The following is a 15,211-nucleotide window of genomic DNA, read 5'->3' as shown; positions in this document are numbered from 1 at the left end:
AATAAAAAGAGGTGGATATGAACACGACTTCGGTCACAGCAGCGATAGACGATGCGCCCCAGTCGGCGCGTTGCGCTCCCTCCCATGCCGACATCGGCACCTTGCTCGACCAGGGCCCCTTCACCGGCATGCAGAAGCTGGTGGTGCTGTTGGCGGCGCTGTCCATCGTCATGGACGGCTTCGACGGTCAACTGATCGGTTTTGCCATTCCGCTGATGATCAAGGAATGGGGCATCACCCGCGAGGCGTTCGCCCCGGCGGTAGCCGCCGGGCTGATCGGCATGGGCATCGGCAGTGCTTGTGCCGGACTGTTCGCCGATCGTTTCGGCCGGCGCATGGCGGTCATCGCCAGCGTGTTCGTGTTCGGCGCGGCCACCTGCGCCATTGGCCTGGCGCCCAATGCGCTGGCGGTGGCGGTCCTGCGCTTCATCGCCGGCCTGGGCATCGGTGGCGCGCTGCCCAGCGCGACCACGGTGACGGCGGAGTTCACCCCGGCGCGGCGGCGCACCCTGGCGGTGACCGCGACCATCGTCTGCGTGCCCCTGGGCGGTATGCTGGCGGGGCTGTTCGCGTCCCATGTGTTGCCGCTGTATGGCTGGCGCACGCTGTTCTTCATTGGTGGCAGCCTGCCCATGGTGCTCGCCCTGCTGTTGCTGGTGACCCTGCCGGAGTCGCCGCGCTTTCTGGCGCGCCGACCGCAGCGCTGGGGGGAGTTGAGCGCGTTGCTGGGGCGCATGGGCCGGCCCATGGCCGCAGGGGTGAGCTACAGCGATGCCCTGGAGCAGAAGAGCGAGAAGCAGGGCGGTTTCCGCAGTCTGTTCGACCGGGGCTACGGGCGCGACACCCTGGCCCTCTGGGTGGCCTTCTTCATGTGCCTGACCGCAGTCTACAGCGCCTTCAGCTGGCTGCCGACCATGCTCCTGGCTGAAGGCCTGGAGCTGTCGGTGGCCGGTTCCGGGTTGACCGCCTACAACCTCGGCGGGGTCATCGGCGCGCTGGTCTGTGCGGTGGCCATCACCCGCTGGGGCTCGTTCTGGCCGTTGCTGATCTGCTGTGCCGGCGGCGCGGCCAGCGCCTTTGCCTTGCAGGGGGTGGATATCCATCAGCACACCGGCTTGCTGATCTTCGGCTTCGGCGTGCACGGCCTGTTCGTCAACGCGGTGCAGTCCACCATGTATGCGCTGTGTGCCTTTATCTACCCCACCGGCGTGCGCGCCACCGGCACCGCCTCGGCCCTGGCCTTCGGGCGCCTGGGGGCGATCCTCAGTGCCTTCGCCGGGGCCCTGGTGATCACCCGGGGCGGCGCCCAGGGCTACCTGACACTGCTGGGCGCGGTGATGCTCATGGCGCTGATCGCGCTGCTGATCGTGCGCCGGCACATTCCCCGGCGCCTGCCGGGCCAGTCATGAACGTGGCCCTTGAAAGGCTCATTCCATCAGGAGGTTCGATGAACATCACCATTCTCGGCGCGGGCGCCATGGGTTCGCTGTTTGGCGGCCTGCTGGCCGAAAGCGGGCAGCAGGTGACGCTGCTGGACATCAACGACGCGCATCTGGCGGCCATCCAGCGTGACGGCCTGTTGCTGGCCACCGACCACGGCGAGCGGCGCATCCGGGGCTTGAACGCCTGCCGCCCGGAACAGGCCAGCGGGCACCCGGACCTGCTGCTGGTCTTCACCAAGACCCTGCACACCGACAGTGCCTTGCGCAGCGTTGCCGGGCATATCACCCGGCACACCCGGGTGCTGACCCTGCAGAACGGCCTGGGCAACGCCGAAGCCGTGTCGCGGCACGTGGCCGCGCAGCAGGTGCTGATCGGCATGACCAACTGGCCGGCCGACCTGCTCGGGCCGGGGCAGGTGCATTCCCATGGCCAGGGCATGGTCCGGGTGCTGGCCCTCGACGAGGGTGAGCGCCAGGCCAGCGCTGAAGTGGCGGCGGTACTGGATGCGGCCGGGCTGAGCTGCGCGGTGGACCCCGAGGTGTGGACGTCGATCTGGGAGAAGGTCGCCTTCAACGCGGCGCTGAACAGCCTGTGCGCGGCCACCGGCTGCACCGTCGGCCAGTTGGACGCGGCGCCGGAAGGCGTGGCGCTGGCCCGGGCCATCGTCATGGAGGTGGTGGCCGTGGCCGGCGCCCAGGGGATAGTGCTGGATGCCCAGCGCTGCCTGGACAGCGTGGCCTTTGCCATGGCCAACCACCGCAGCCACAAGCCCTCGATGCTGCAGGACGTGCTGGCCGGGCGGCCCACGGAAATCGGCGCGATCAACGGCCAGGTAGTGGCCCGGGCGCGGCAGGCGGGGGTGGCGGTGCCCCACACCGAAACCCTGCTCGGCCTGCTGCGGCTGATCGAGCAACGCGCTGCCGTGTAGGCGCCTGCTTGCCGGCGAACAGGGCCTTGGGTCTTGTGTGCTTGTTGCGGGCGTCTTCGCTGGCAAGCCAGCTCCTACACAAGCCCGCCCCATACAAGCCGGGTTTTGGGTGACACATCGGTTTATGAATGCTGTTTCTTGAGGAGATTTTTCATGAGTGAATCCAACGCGGTCTATCGCGATCTGCATCTGCAACCCATCGCCGGGCAGTGGCGCGCCGGTGCCGCCGGCAAGACCCTGGCGGTGACCAACCCCTACGATGGCGCGCTGTTGCTGGAAGTGGCCCAGGCCAACCGCAGCGACCTGGATGCGGCCTACGCCAGGGCCGCCCAGGTGCAGCCGCAATGGGCGGCCCTGGGCCCGTCGCAGCGTGCGGCGGTGCTGCACCGGGCGGTGGCGATCTTCGACCGGCGCCAGGAGGAAATCGTCGACTGGATCATCCGCGAATCCGGCAGTACGCGGATCAAGGCCCTGGCCGAGTGGGGCGCGGCGCGGGCCATTACCCTGGAGTCGGCGTCGTTCCCGGCGCGGGTCCATGGGCGGATTGTCGAGTCCGATGTACCGGGCAAGGAAAGCCGGGTGTACCGCAGCGCCCTGGGGGTGGTGGGGGTGATCAGCCCGTGGAACTTTCCGCTGCACCTGACCCAGCGTTCCATCGCTCCGGCCCTGGCCCTGGGCAACGCGGTGGTGGTCAAGCCGGCCAGCGATACCCCGGTGTGCGGCGGCCTGCTGCTGGCGAGGATCTTCGAGGAAGCGGGGCTGTCCGCCGGGGTGTTCAGCGTGGTGGTGGGGGCTGGCAGCGAGATTGGCGATGCCTTTGTCGAGCACCCGGTGCCGGCGCTGATCACCTTTACCGGCTCGACCCCGGTAGGGCGCGGTATCGGCCGCATCGCCAGTGGGGGCGAGCATCTCAAGCACGTGGCCCTGGAGCTGGGGGGCAACAGCCCGTTCGTGGTGCTCGACGATGCCGACCTGGAGCAGGCGGTGAACGCCGCGGTGTTCGGCAAGTTCCTGCACCAGGGGCAGATCTGCATGGCGATCAACCGGATCATCGTCGATGAGCGGCTCTACGAAGCCTTTGCCCAGCGTTTCGTGGCCCGGGTCAAGCAACTCAAGGTGGGGGATCCGCAATCGCTGGAGACGGTGATCGGCCCGGTGATCAATGCCCGCCAGTTGCAGGGCCTGCAGGACAAGATCGCCCTGGCCCGGGAGCAGGGCGCCGAGCCGCTGTACGAGGGCGGGGTGAACGGCAATCTGCTGGCGCCCCATGTCTACGGCGAGGTGCGGGCCGACATGGACCTGGCGCGCAATGAGATCTTCGGCCCGCTGGTGGGGCTGCTGCGCGCTCGGGATGAAGCCCATGCCCTGGAGCTGGCCAATGCCAGCGAGTTCGGCCTGTCCAGCGCGGTGTTCACCCGCAGCCTGGAACGCGGGGTGAACTTCGCCCGCCAGGTGCGCGCGGGCATGACCCACATCAACGATGTGCCGGTGAACGATGAGGCCAACGCGCCGTTCGGTGGCGAGAAGAACTCCGGGCTGGGGCGCTTCAACGGCGACTGGGCGATCGACGAGTTCACCCGCGACCACTGGATCAGCGTGCAACACCGGCCGCGTCAGTATCCCTTCTGACGGGCTGACCTGAACAACCCCGGCCGCCCTGGCCGGGTTTTTGAGCATCCGTGAATGGACGGGCCGTCACGGGCCTGTCGGGGCACGGCTGCGTCCATGAAAAACGGAGAACAATAATAATGAACACCCGTCATCCGATGCTTTGCCGTTCCCTGGTCGGGGCTTGTCTGTCAGCGGGCCTGTGCGCCCCTTCCTGGGCTGGCGAGGACAGCGGTTTCTTCGAGGGGAGCAAGACCGACCTGCTGCTGCGCAACTACTACTTCAACCGGGATTTTCGCGACCACGACGCGCCCAAGGGGCAGATCGAGGAGTGGGCCCAGGGCTTCATCCTCAAGTTCAGCTCCGGCTACACCCCGGGCACCGTGGGTGTTGGCCTGGATGCCATCGGCCTGTTCGGCCTCAAGCTCGACAGCAGCCGCCGGGTCAGCGGTTCGGAGTTGCTGCCGGTGCACGACGACGGCCGCGCGGCGGACAATTTCGGCCGCACCGGGGCAGCGTTGAAGGCGCGGATTTCCGCCACCGAGTTCAAGCTCGGCGAACTGCTGCCGGACGTGCCGCTGCTGCGCTATGACGATGGCCGCCTGCTGCCGCAGACCTTTCGCGGGGCCATGCTGGTGTCCCGCGAGATCGACGGCCTGGGCCTGCAGGCCGGGCAGTACCGGGCGGTGAGCCTGCGCAACTCGTCGGACATGCAGGACCTGTCGGCCTGGGCCGCGCCGGGGGTGAAGTCCGATGGCTTCAACTACGTGGGCGCCGACTACCGCTTCAACCAGCAGCGCACCCTGTTCGGCGCCTGGCATTCGCAACTGCAGGACATCTACCGCCAGAGCTATTTCAACCTGCAGCACAAACAGCCGCTGGGCGACTGGGTGCTGGGGGGCAACCTGGGCTACTTCATCGACCGCGACGATGGCAGCGCGCGCATCGGCCGGGTCGACAGCCACACCGCCTATGGCCTGTTTTCCGCCGCGCGGGCCGGGCACACGCTGTACCTGGGGGTGCAGAAGGTCAGCGGCGACAGCCCCTGGATGTCGGTCTATGGCAGCAGCGGCCGGACCCTGGGCAACGACATGTTCAACGGCAATTTCAGCAACGCCGGCGAGCGTTCCTGGCAGCTGCGCTACGACTATGACTTTGCCGCTTCCGGGGTTCCCGGGCTGCTGGCCATGGTGCGTTACGGGCGAGGCGACAACGCCACCACCAAGGCCGGCAAGGACGGCCATGAGTGGGAACGTGATACCGAGATCGGCTACACCCTGCAGAGCGGCATCCTGAAGAACCTCAGCCTGCGGCTGAACAACGCCACCAATCGGCGCAGCTTCAACAGCGACTTCGACCAGACCCGGCTGATCGTCAGCTACCCGTTGGCACTCTGAAAACCCTGTAGCCGCTGCCGCAGGCTGCGAACGCTCTGGGCGGCACTTCGTCGCAGGAGGCGCGGCGGTTTCGAAGGTGCTGCAGGTTCGGCGGGAGAACGCCAGGCAAGGTCCTGCGGACCTTTGCGCAGCTTCGCGGGCTCAGCAGCGGCTACAGGTATTGTCGGGGGGCGTGTTGTGGCGGGCCTTGCGTTACTATGGCCGCCCACCTTTTTTAAGGAAGCTGCCCGGATGAGCAAACCCGGTCAAACGGTGCTGGTCGCGCTGCGCAAGATGATCGCCTCGGGCGAGCTGGCGGCAGGCGAGCGCTTGATGGAAGTGCCTACCGCCGAGCGCTTCGGGGTGTCGCGGATGCCGGTGCGCATGGCCTTTCGCACCCTGGAGCAGGAAGGCCTCTTGGTGCGTTTCGGCGGTCGCGGTTTTCAGGTGCGGTCGGTCAGCGCCGAGGACATTGCCGGGGCGGTGGAGGTGCGCGGGGTGCTGGAAGGCCTGGCGGCGCGCCAGACCGCCGAGCGCGGGCTGTCGGCCGAGGGCCGGGCGATTCTCGAACGTTGCCTGGTCGAGGGCGATGCGCTGTTCGACAAGGGTTATGTCAACGAGGAAGACCTGGAGGTCTACCACGACCTCAACATGCGGTTTCATCAGGTGATCGTGGCGGGCAGCGGCAACCCGGCGATCGCCGATGCCCTGGCGCGCAACGACCATCTGCCGTTCGCCTCGGTCACCGCCCTGGCGGTGGATCGCCAGGACATGGCCCGGGAATACCGGCGCTTCAACTACGCCCACATGCAGCATCATTCGGTGTTCGACGCCCTGGTCAATGGCCAGGGCGCGCGGGCCGAAGCGCTGATGCGCGAGCATGCCAACGCCACCTTGCGCTACGCCGAGATCTTCGGCTCGGCCGTGGCCGACGAGCGCATGAAGCTGATCCTGCCCTCGCCGTGAGGCGCAAGGCGCTGTCCGAACAGTTTTGAGACGTAGGTCAGGCAAGGCGAAAACGGTCGAGGAGCGGCCGGGGGGCGCGTCCGACTTTACGGGGTGTCAATGAGCATTCCGATCGGACTCGCGCACAAGACTGTTTTCAACGCAGCATCACCGAGTATCGAGGCTTTCGTGCAACGCCTAGAGATCCAGCACCAGTAACGGAGTCTTGGCGCGGGAACAGCAGGGCGTGAACTGATCGTTGCACGCCTGTTCTTCCTCGGTGAGGAACAGGTCGCGGTGCTCCGGCACACCCTCCAGCACCCGGGTCAGGCAGGTGCCGCAGATCCCTTGTTCACAGGAAATCGCCACTTCGATGCCCTGGTCCTGCAGCACCTGGACCACGCTGCGATCGGCCGGCACCTGGAACACCTGGCCGCTGCTGGCCAGCTTGACCGCGAAGCTGCCGTCGCTGCCGTGGTCCACGGGCGCGGCGCTGAAGTACTCGCGGTGCAGGCATTGTTCCTTCCAGCCCAGGGCCCTGGCGCTGTCCAGCACGTGTTGCATGAACCCGCCGGGGCCGCAGACGTACAGGTGCAGATCATCCTGCGGCGCGGCCAGGGCGTGCGCGATATCCAGGGCCGTCTCGGGCTGCTCGTCGAAATGCAGGCTGACCCGCTCGGCGAAAGGCGATTGCCGCAGGCGCGGGACAAAGGCCGCGCGCTCGGCGGAACGGGCGCAGTAGTGCAGCTGGAAATCCGCGCCGCCGTGGGCCAGGTGCTCGGCCATGCTGAGGATCGGGGTAATGCCGATGCCGCCGGCGAACAGCAGGCTGCGCCGCGCGCCGGGGGCCAGGGCAAACAGGTTGCGCGGCTGGCTGATGCGCAGGCGCGTGCCCACTTCCAGCTCTTGGTGCAGGCTGCTTGAGCCGCCTCGCGAGGCCGGATCCTTGAGCACCCCGATCACGTAGCGGTGGCGTTCTTCGGGGTGGTTGCACAATGAATATTGGCGCACCAGGCCGTTGGCCAGATGCACGTCGATATGGGCGCCGGCGCTGAAGGCGGGCAGGGGGCTTGCGTCGGCCGCGGCCAGTTCGAAGCTGCAGATGTCCAGGGCTTCGTTGTGGCGCGCGACCACCAGTACGTCGATCATTGTCGGTCCTCGCCAGTGGCCGCATCCGGGCCGGCTGGCTGTCGGGGGCGGAGAAGGGCTTAACGGCTTGCCGCGATCAGTGCTTCCCGGGGCTCGCGCTCCTGGGCGATCAGGCGTTCCAGTACCCGTCGCGACTGCACGCCGCCGGCGTCGATGTTCAGCTTGAGCAGGCTGCGCTGGGGCTGGGCGAGCAGGTTCTGCTGCTGGCGTTCGAGCATCTCCAGGTCTTCGCTGAAGATCTTGCCCTGGCCTTCGCGGATGCTGGCGGTGAGGGCCTGGTCCTGGGGGTTGAAGTTGCGCGCCATGCCCCAGAAGTACCAGATCGAGGTGTCGCTTTCGGGGGTGATGAAATCCACCACGATGCTCGATGCCTTGAATGCCGCCGGGGCGTCGTAGCCGCCGTGGCCGGCGTGGGCCACGCCGACTTCGATCAGCACATGGCTGGGCGGGCTGAAGCGGCAGATCTGCCAGCGGTCCACCGGCACGTCGTCGGCCAGCTGGTTGCCGCGCAGGGCCATGCGCCAGAACGGCGGCGGCATGACGTTGTGCATATGGCGGGCGGTGACCACCTGATCGCCGTCCACGGTGGTCTGTGGCGGCGCCTCGTCGATCTCCTTCTGGCCGATGCTGGAGGCGTGGACGTAGGTTTCGTGGGTCAGGTCCATCAGGTTGTCGATCATCAGTCGGTAGTCGCACTGGATGTGGAACAACCCGCCGCCATAGGCCCACTGTTCGTTGTCGGCCCATTCCAGGTGATGGATCAGTGCCGGATCGGCCAGGCTCTGGTCGCCGGGCCAGACCCAGATGAAGCCGTAGCGCTCGACCGCGGCGAAGGTCTTGTTGCAGGGGAAGCCGCGTACCCGCTGGCCGGGCATATCCACGGTCTTGCCGTCGCAGCCCATCACCAGGCCGTGGTAGCCGCACACCAGGTTGCCGTTCTCGACATAGCCCAGCGACAGCGGGGCGCCGCGATGGGGGCAGAAATCCTCGACGGCGGCTACCCGGCCTTCGTGGGCGCGGTAGAACACCATTCGTTCGCCGCAGATCTGCCGGCCCAGGGGCTTGCCCTGCAATTCATCGGGGGTGCAGGCAACGTACCAGGCATTCTTGGGGTACATGACGTCTCTCCAGGCGTTTGTTGTTTTTATTTAATGGATCCATTAAAGGGTTCGTGCTCTGGGGGTGTCAAATGAATGCGCGGATTTTCTGTTCGATAATCGGCTATTTTTGAGGTTTTAGAGGTTTGTGGATCCAATGGTGTGATTTTTATGGATCCATTGGGCGCGTGTCAGCGCACCGCCGGGGCAGGGTGGGGCGTGGCTGCGGGGCTGGGCCAGGAGGGCGCAGCGCCAGGGGCGGGAACCTGGCGGCTGCGCTGGCGGGGTGGGTTTGTGCGGCGATCAGCGCCGTTGCAGGCTGTCCTGCAGGCGCTGGATGCCTTCTTCGAGCATGGCCCGCGGGCAGCCGAAGTTCAGGCGCACGAATTGCCCGCAGTCATCGCCAAACTCCAGCCCGGCGCTGAGGCCGACCTTGGCTTCCTTGAGGAAGTAGCCATGGGGATCGTCCAGCCCCAGCTCGCTGCAATCGAGCCAGGCCAGATACGTGCCCTGGGGCGCGTGCATGCGGATGCCCGGCAGGCGGGTCTGCACCGCGTGCAGCAGGTAGTCGCGGTTGGCTTGCAGGTAGCCGAGCAGCGCCTGCAGCCAGGGGCCGCCGTGGGTCAGGGCGGCCAGGGTCGCCTCCAGGCCCAGGGGGCTGACGCTGTCCACCATGCCGGCGCGGGCGTTGTTGAAGGCCAGGCGGGTGGCCGGGTCCTGGACGATGGCGAAGCAGGTCTTCATCCCGGCGATGTTGTAGGCCTTGCTCGCCGACATCAGGGTGATGGTGCGCCGGGCGATCTCCGGGCTCAGGGACGCGGTGGGAATGTGCCGGCGGCCGTCAAAGCACAGTTCGGCATGGATCTCGTCAGAAATGATCAGTGCGCCCTGATCCAGGCAGGCGTTGGCCACGGCTTGCAGTTCGTCCCGGGGGAAAACCTTGCCCAGCGGGTTGTGCGGGTTGCTCAGGAGCATCGCCCCGGCGCCTTGCAGGGCCTGGCGCAGTGCATCCATGGGGGTGACATAGGTGCCTTGCTCGGTGAGCTGGAACGGCACTTCGACCTTGTCCAGGCCCCAGTTGCCCGGGGCCAGGCGCAGCGGGCGATAGTTGGGGGTCTGCAACACCACCGATTGCCCGGGTTTGACGAAGGCGTGCAGGGCCATGTTGAAGCCGGGCTCGACCCCGGGGAGGAAGATCAGTTCGTCGGGCTGCACGCGCCAGGCGTACTTGTCCCGGAGGTCGGCGACCACCGCGTCGCGCAATTCGTCGCGGGCCACGCTGTAGCCCAGCAGCGGGTGCTCCAGGCGCTGGCGCAGGGCCTGGAGGATGCCGTCGGCCACGGCGAAGTCCATGTCCGCCACCCACATCGGCAGGACATCTTCGGGGTAGCGGCTCCATTTGGTGCTGCCGGTGCCATGGCGGGGGTGCAGGGTGTCGAAATCGAAGCTCATGAACGGCTCTCGTCGCCTGGGAAAGGTAGCGCAGATTCTAGCGCTTGCGCGGGCATCCGGTAGGGAATAACGGGGTGGGCCGTTGGTCGGCGTGGCGGTCGCAAGCATTTGTGGCGAGCGCGGGGCGGCTTGAACGAGCCCTGACGCCTGTTTATTTAAATAGGGATATTTGGAGTGCCGAATGTTTCGCTTTGGGCGTTTTTTTCGAACCCTGTTTGCGCTGTTTTTTAAGGTATTTCTTAGGTCGGGTTTTTACTCGCTGTTATATGGTGTGGCGGTTGTTGCAGGTCTTGTGTGCCAAGCAAAACAGTGTGGGCTGCGAAAAAAACCAATAAAAAGGAGCAGGGCGATGAAACTTGAAAATGGAATTCGCTACCGTGATTTTTCCGTCCCCTATCTGGTGGATGAAACACTTCGGGAGGGGATTGAGCGCACAGCCTTTCCCATCACGGTGGACGCCAAGTTATCCATCCTCAAGTCCATGGTCGAGGCCGGACTACGGGATTTCGTGGTGGGCTGCGGACCGGAGGAACCGCTGGTCTGGGACCGCCTGCATCGGGCACGGCAAGCCGGCGAATTGCCGGCCGATACCCAGGCCACGTTCATCGTCCTGTTGAACTGCTGGGAGACCGCCTTGGCTTATTTCAAGGCCCGGGCCCATCGACGGGAATGGATTGCCGACACCGTCTTCAGCTTCGGCATGATCACCTACAGGCAGAGCGACGGTGAATTCGAGCATGCAATCCGGGCGTTTCGCGAGCTCGGCGCCGTCAAGTTCAAGGCCAGCGTGCTCAACAACTTCCGCAATGGAGTGTGCGAGCAGCGTTATGCCGAGATCTGCCGGCAGATCGACTGGGCCGTCAACCTGGGCGTGGACATCATCCGCATCAACGACTCCGTGGGTTCGCTGCAACCCCATGTGACCCGCTGGCTGTGCTCCAAGCTGGTGGCGGATTACCCCCGCCTGGTGTTCTGCCTGCATGCCCATAACGACAACGGGTTGGCCCTGGCCAATACCATGCAGGCGATTCAATGCGGTTTTCAGATGGTTGAAGGGGCCCTGGCCGGATTTGGCAACCGCTCCGGAATTGCACCGCTGGAGCAAGTTGTGAAGTTGTGTCGGGACAACAATATACAGCTGGGCGCGCAGCCGCTGGATCTGGACAAGTTGATCGGCGCCGCTCGTTACTGTGAGGAAAAGTTGCTGCAGTTGCCCGGTGTCTATCGTCCGGTCAGTGGCAAGTTTGAAACACTTTCCAATTATGGCGTCTTGAATATTCCGGACTTTCTGGAAACTCAGGATGATAAGGCTTACTTCGTCAATTATGTGGGCTTGCATCCGCAGACCATCCGTCAGGCCCTGGCCGATTATTCATCGCTGAGCACCCAGGTGGCCGAGATTGCCGATGAGGAGCTGTGGCCCATCGTCGAGAGTCTGAAAGAGGAAATGCGGGCCTCGATGTCGGACATCGAGGTCCGTTATCAGCACGCGATGGCCGGGGTGATGGAGTTCTATCGCTCCTGCACCTACAGCCCGATGCACCTGGCCCGCTATGCCGAGCGTCAGCTTCTTCAGGAGCAACCGGCCCATGGATAAGGTCTTTACGGTGGTGATGCCGCTGTTTGCGATGATTTTCGCCGGCTACTGGATAGTGCGGCTGGAGGTGATCGGCAAGGAAACGGTCAAGGGCCTGGTGGGGGTGGTGTTCTGGTTGTTCCTGCCGTGCTTCATCTTCGTCAAGACCCTCGGCACCCGGGATCATGGCGAGCTGGATTGGGCCTTGCTCGGCGCCTATTACCTGGCCTGCCTGGTGACCTTCATGATCGCCGCCGTGGGCGGGCGGATGATCTGGGGCGGCAACGCGCGGGTGGCCGGCCTGCGCGGGCTGTCGTCCATCTCCGGGGTGGTGGGGTATATGGGGTTGCCCTTGATGGTCATGGCGTTCGGCGATGAAGCGGCGCTGCCCACGCTGATGATCACCATGGCCGACAACCTGGTGATCCTGGCGGGGGGCGCCCTGATCATGGAACTCACCGAGCCGCGCGAAGCCCGGGCCAAGCCGGATCTGGCCCGTGTGCTGCTGACCACCGGCAAGTCGATCATCAGCAACCCGCTGATTCTGGCGGTGGCCCTGGCGGCGCTGTGCATTGCCTTGCAGTGGCGCTTGCCCGGTCCGCTGCAGATCTTCGCCACGCAGATGACCAACGCCACCGGCCCCTTGGCGCTGGTGGCCCTGGGTGCTGCCTTTGCCGTGCACCGCCAGCAGAACCTGATCAAGGGCGACTCCCTGGCCCTGGCCCTGTTGAAGGTGGTGGTGTTGCCGGTGCTGGTGTTCGTGTCCGCCCGCTATGTGTTCGGCCTCGGAGATTTCCTGGTCAAGATCGCGGTGATCATGGCGGCGCTGCCAGTGGCGGTGAACGTCTTTATCCTGGCCTCGCGCTACAAGACCTACGAGATCGAGGTGTCCAGCAGCATGCTGCTCTCGGCGGTGATGGGCATTGGGGTGATCTCGGGGTTGCTGGTCGTGCTGGATTGAGCTGCGGCGCCCTTGACCCATGAGTTGTCAAAACGCCCCGCCCGGGTGATGCCCTGGCGGGGTTTTTGTTGTTGCTCCGGCGGACTTGCTTGTCCGTCCAGGCGCGCCGCTCGGTGTGCGCATTCCCTTCGTCGATCTCGGGCCGAGTCTGCCGTCTAGGCAGCTTTTCCCTTGCCTGTGCCTCAGAAAAACCTCGTTTCGCAATGCCTCGGGTTGGGCAAACAATAAACCCCTGCATACGCCTGCCCGACTGCCCGGGACGTTGTTGCGATGCACTGCCGATCGATTTGTTCTTCCTACAAAAACAACAGGGAGCAAGCGATGAACCGCCATTCGAGCAAGACCGCGTCCGCTCACTCCGGACCGGTTGCGAACACTCCAAGCGAACGGGGCCAAAGAGCCCGCAACGGTGACGATCCGGCTACCCGGCCTTTGCTGCCAGGTGCCTTGCACCGCTGACCAAGACTCGTAGTGCCTGGTGCAGTACCGCCCGTGAATACGGTCGCTTCCAGGCTCCTGCTGTGCAGGTTCGTGCGGGCGAGCCGGCTTTCTTGAGGATGGGTTTTATGTCCAACACCTTGCGTTGCGGCGTTGCATTGTCGTGGGTTCTGCTGTGCACCGGGGCTTGGGCCCAACCGCAGAACCTCACCGTCATTTCCTTTGGCGGAGCCACCAAACAGGCTCAGGAAAAAGCCTACTTCCAACCCTTCAACCAGAGCGGGGCAGCCCGGGTGGTGGCGGGGGAGTACAACGGTGAACTGTCGAAGATCAAGGCCATGGTCGATGTCGGCAAGACCAGCTGGGATGTGGTCGAAGTGGAGAGCCCGGAGCTGTTGCGCGGCTGTGACGAGGGCTTGTTCGAACCTTTGGACCTGGCCCGCTTTGGTGATCCGGCGCAGTTCGTCCCGGGCACCCTGAGCGAGTGCGGCGTGGCCACCTACGTCTGGTCGATGGTCATGGCCTTTGCCCCGCAGAAGCTGGCCAAGGCGCCCGGGTCCTGGGCCGACTTCTGGAACCTCAAGGACTTCCCCGGCAAGCGCGGTTTGCGCAAGAGCGCCAAGTACACCCTGGAAATCGCCCTGCTGGCGGACGGTGTGGCGCCGGCCCAGTTGTATCAGGTGCTCAACACCCCGCAAGGCGTGGCCCGGGCCTTCGCCAAGCTGGATCAGATCAAGCCCTACATCCAGTGGTGGGAAGCCGGGGCGCAACCTCCGCAATGGCTGGTGGCCGGTGATGTGGTCATGAGCGCGGCCTACAACGGACGCATTGCCATGGCCCAGAAGGAGGGCATGCAGTTGAGTATCCTCTGGCCCCAGAGCCTGTACGATCCGGAGTACTGGGCGGTAGTCAAAGGCTCGCCGAACAAGGCCCTGGCCGAAGATTTCATCCTGTTCGCCAGCCAGCCCCAGGCGCAGAAGGTGTTCTCGCAGAACATTCCCTATGGACCGGTGCATCGTCAGGCACTGCCCCTGTTGCCTGAGGCGGTGCAGCAGCAACTGCCGACCTACGAGGCCAACCTGCAAGGCGCGCGGGCGGTGGATGCGGCGTTCTGGGTCGACCATGGCGAGGAGCTGGAACAGCGCTTCAACGCCTGGGCGGCCCGTTGAACGCCTCACTGATGCACTGAGGAAAAAAGGGCCTGCACAAGCTGTGCAGGCCCTAGTCCGATTGACGGGATCTGACGGCGTTGGTGCGGCGGCGAGCTGGACACACCCGTCGGCTCAATGGGCGGGGGCTCGAGGGCGCTGGGTCAGCCAGTCGATAAACAATGAAAACAGCTCCGCCTGGGAACTGATGGCCAGCTTGGTATAGAGATTCTTACGGTGCATGCGCACGGTTTCCGGAGAGATTTCCAACACCTTGGCCGTGGATTTCACCGAGTGACCGCGCAGGATCAGGTGGGCGATCTCCCGTTCACGCACCGTCAGTAGCGGAGTGCCGAAGCTCATGAAGGCGGCTTCGATCTGTTGGTTGAGGTCGGCCGGTGCCTGGGCCGGCAGCGAGCCCTGAGTTGCGTGCCGCACCAGTTGCTGCAGGCCGCCGGCAGTGCCGAAACGACGGATCAGTTCGCGCACCAGCGGCTCCACCGCCCGCAGTAGCGCCAAGGGTTCGCTGGCGAAGCGTGCACCACTCAAGCCCTGGAACATGCACAGGGAAATCTTGCTGTGCGGGTCGAGGTCGACGATGTAGTAACTGTCTTCGGCGCCCCCGGTCTTGAGGTAGTAGGTCTTGTAGTACTCGCTGGCGAAAAAGTCGTCCGGGGCGATTTCCGAGAGGTGGTAGAAACCTTCCGCCAGACCGTTTGCCACCGCCAGGCAAAAGGGGTCGAGCAGGTAGCCGCGGGAGAAATAGCGGTTGATGATCTCGTCGCGGTACGCGCCGACAATGCCTTGCTCATGCAGCAACTGGGGTGGCAAGCCTTTGCGTTCCAGGCTGATCATCATGGATTCGATGGGGGTCAGGGCATTCAGCGCTGCCGCCAGATGGCTGAGGAAGGCCTCATCGTCCACGCTGTCGAATGCCTTGGCCAAGCCGGCATGCCAGGCCTGCAGGGCATGGAGGGAGAGGGGGGCGTTGGGGGGATTGGCAGATGCGCTCATGCCCGGCAGTTTAACTGCCGGGCGCAGGCCGGGTAAGACCCCGATTCGCAGTGCTGTCGGTGCCCGTTGTCGGTTC

The 15,211-nt window shown here is 65.0% G+C and carries 12 protein-coding genes; 8 read left to right on the top strand and 4 right to left on the bottom strand.

Annotated elements, in window-relative coordinates; all coding sequences use genetic code 11:
- The first annotated feature begins 17 nt into the window (after positions 1-17).
- The 5 genes from ACMGF8_RS23100 to ACMGF8_RS23080 all read left to right on the top strand — a co-directional run bounded on the left by ACMGF8_RS23100 (position 18) and on the right by ACMGF8_RS23080 (position 6,321).
- Complete coding sequence (locus ACMGF8_RS23100) at positions 18-1,409, top strand: MFS transporter (RefSeq protein ID WP_207816606.1); 1,392 nt, start codon at positions 18-20, stop codon at positions 1,407-1,409.
- Positions 1,410-1,447: 38 nt separating this feature from the next.
- A complete protein-coding gene (locus ACMGF8_RS23095) occupies positions 1,448-2,371 on the top strand; it encodes a ketopantoate reductase family protein (protein ID WP_207816608.1) in 924 nt (307 codons plus the stop codon).
- A gap of 153 nt (positions 2,372-2,524) precedes the next feature.
- Complete coding sequence (locus tag ACMGF8_RS23090) at positions 2,525-4,000, top strand: aldehyde dehydrogenase family protein (protein WP_250330695.1); 1,476 nt, start codon at positions 2,525-2,527, stop codon at positions 3,998-4,000.
- Positions 4,001-4,119: 119 nt separating this feature from the next.
- Positions 4,120-5,376 (top strand): OprD family porin, encoded by a 1,257-nt coding sequence (locus ACMGF8_RS23085; protein ID WP_250330694.1) that lies wholly within the window; start codon positions 4,120-4,122, stop codon positions 5,374-5,376.
- 231 nt (positions 5,377-5,607) lie between these two features.
- On the top strand, positions 5,608-6,321 hold the full coding sequence (locus ACMGF8_RS23080; RefSeq protein WP_060839774.1) for a GntR family transcriptional regulator: 714 nt from the start codon (positions 5,608-5,610) through the stop codon (positions 6,319-6,321).
- Between the two features lie 177 nt (positions 6,322-6,498).
- Here ACMGF8_RS23080 and ACMGF8_RS23075 read toward each other — a convergent pair whose 3' ends face one another.
- From ACMGF8_RS23075 to ACMGF8_RS23065, 3 genes are all read right to left on the bottom strand, one after another.
- Entirely contained in the window at positions 6,499-7,449 is a 951-nt protein-coding gene (locus tag ACMGF8_RS23075) for a PDR/VanB family oxidoreductase (protein WP_060843880.1), read from the bottom strand.
- Positions 7,450-7,508: 59 nt separating this feature from the next.
- Positions 7,509-8,567, bottom strand: coding sequence for an aromatic ring-hydroxylating oxygenase subunit alpha (locus tag ACMGF8_RS23070; protein ID WP_102863131.1), 1,059 nt, complete (start codon positions 8,565-8,567; stop codon positions 7,509-7,511).
- A gap of 282 nt (positions 8,568-8,849) precedes the next feature.
- The gene (locus tag ACMGF8_RS23065) at positions 8,850-9,998 is read right to left on the bottom strand and encodes a MalY/PatB family protein (protein WP_115580291.1); all 1,149 of its coding nucleotides are present in this window, start codon (positions 9,996-9,998) and stop codon (positions 8,850-8,852) included.
- A 349-nt stretch (positions 9,999-10,347) separates the two neighbouring features.
- Between ACMGF8_RS23065 and ACMGF8_RS23060 the strand changes: the two genes are divergently transcribed.
- From ACMGF8_RS23060 to ACMGF8_RS23050, 3 genes are all read left to right on the top strand, one after another.
- Positions 10,348-11,595: a pyruvate carboxyltransferase gene (locus ACMGF8_RS23060; protein ID WP_102863133.1), complete on the top strand. Its 1,248-nt coding sequence runs from the start codon at positions 10,348-10,350 to the stop codon at positions 11,593-11,595.
- Positions 11,588-12,535 carry an AEC family transporter gene (locus tag ACMGF8_RS23055; protein WP_250330693.1) on the top strand — a complete coding sequence of 316 codons (948 nt, stop codon included), beginning with the start codon at positions 11,588-11,590 and terminating at the stop codon, positions 12,533-12,535. Before ACMGF8_RS23060 ends, ACMGF8_RS23055 begins: the two co-directional genes overlap by 8 nt.
- A gap of 566 nt (positions 12,536-13,101) precedes the next feature.
- On the top strand, positions 13,102-14,142 hold the full coding sequence (locus ACMGF8_RS23050) for an ABC transporter substrate-binding protein (protein WP_102863135.1): 1,041 nt from the start codon (positions 13,102-13,104) through the stop codon (positions 14,140-14,142).
- A 114-nt stretch (positions 14,143-14,256) separates the two neighbouring features.
- On the opposite strand, the gene ACMGF8_RS23045 is transcribed toward ACMGF8_RS23050, so the two are convergent.
- Positions 14,257-15,135, bottom strand: coding sequence for a helix-turn-helix transcriptional regulator (locus ACMGF8_RS23045; protein ID WP_250330692.1), 879 nt, complete (start codon positions 15,133-15,135; stop codon positions 14,257-14,259).
- Between the last annotated feature and the right edge of the window lie 76 nt (positions 15,136-15,211).

Source organism: Pseudomonas sp. BNK-7, assembly GCF_048072025.1.
GTDB classification, from domain to species: domain Bacteria; phylum Pseudomonadota; class Gammaproteobacteria; order Pseudomonadales; family Pseudomonadaceae; genus Aquipseudomonas; species Aquipseudomonas danubii.
Note: the sequence above shows the minus strand (reverse complement) of the source record. Positions and strands in the feature narration are given on the sequence as shown.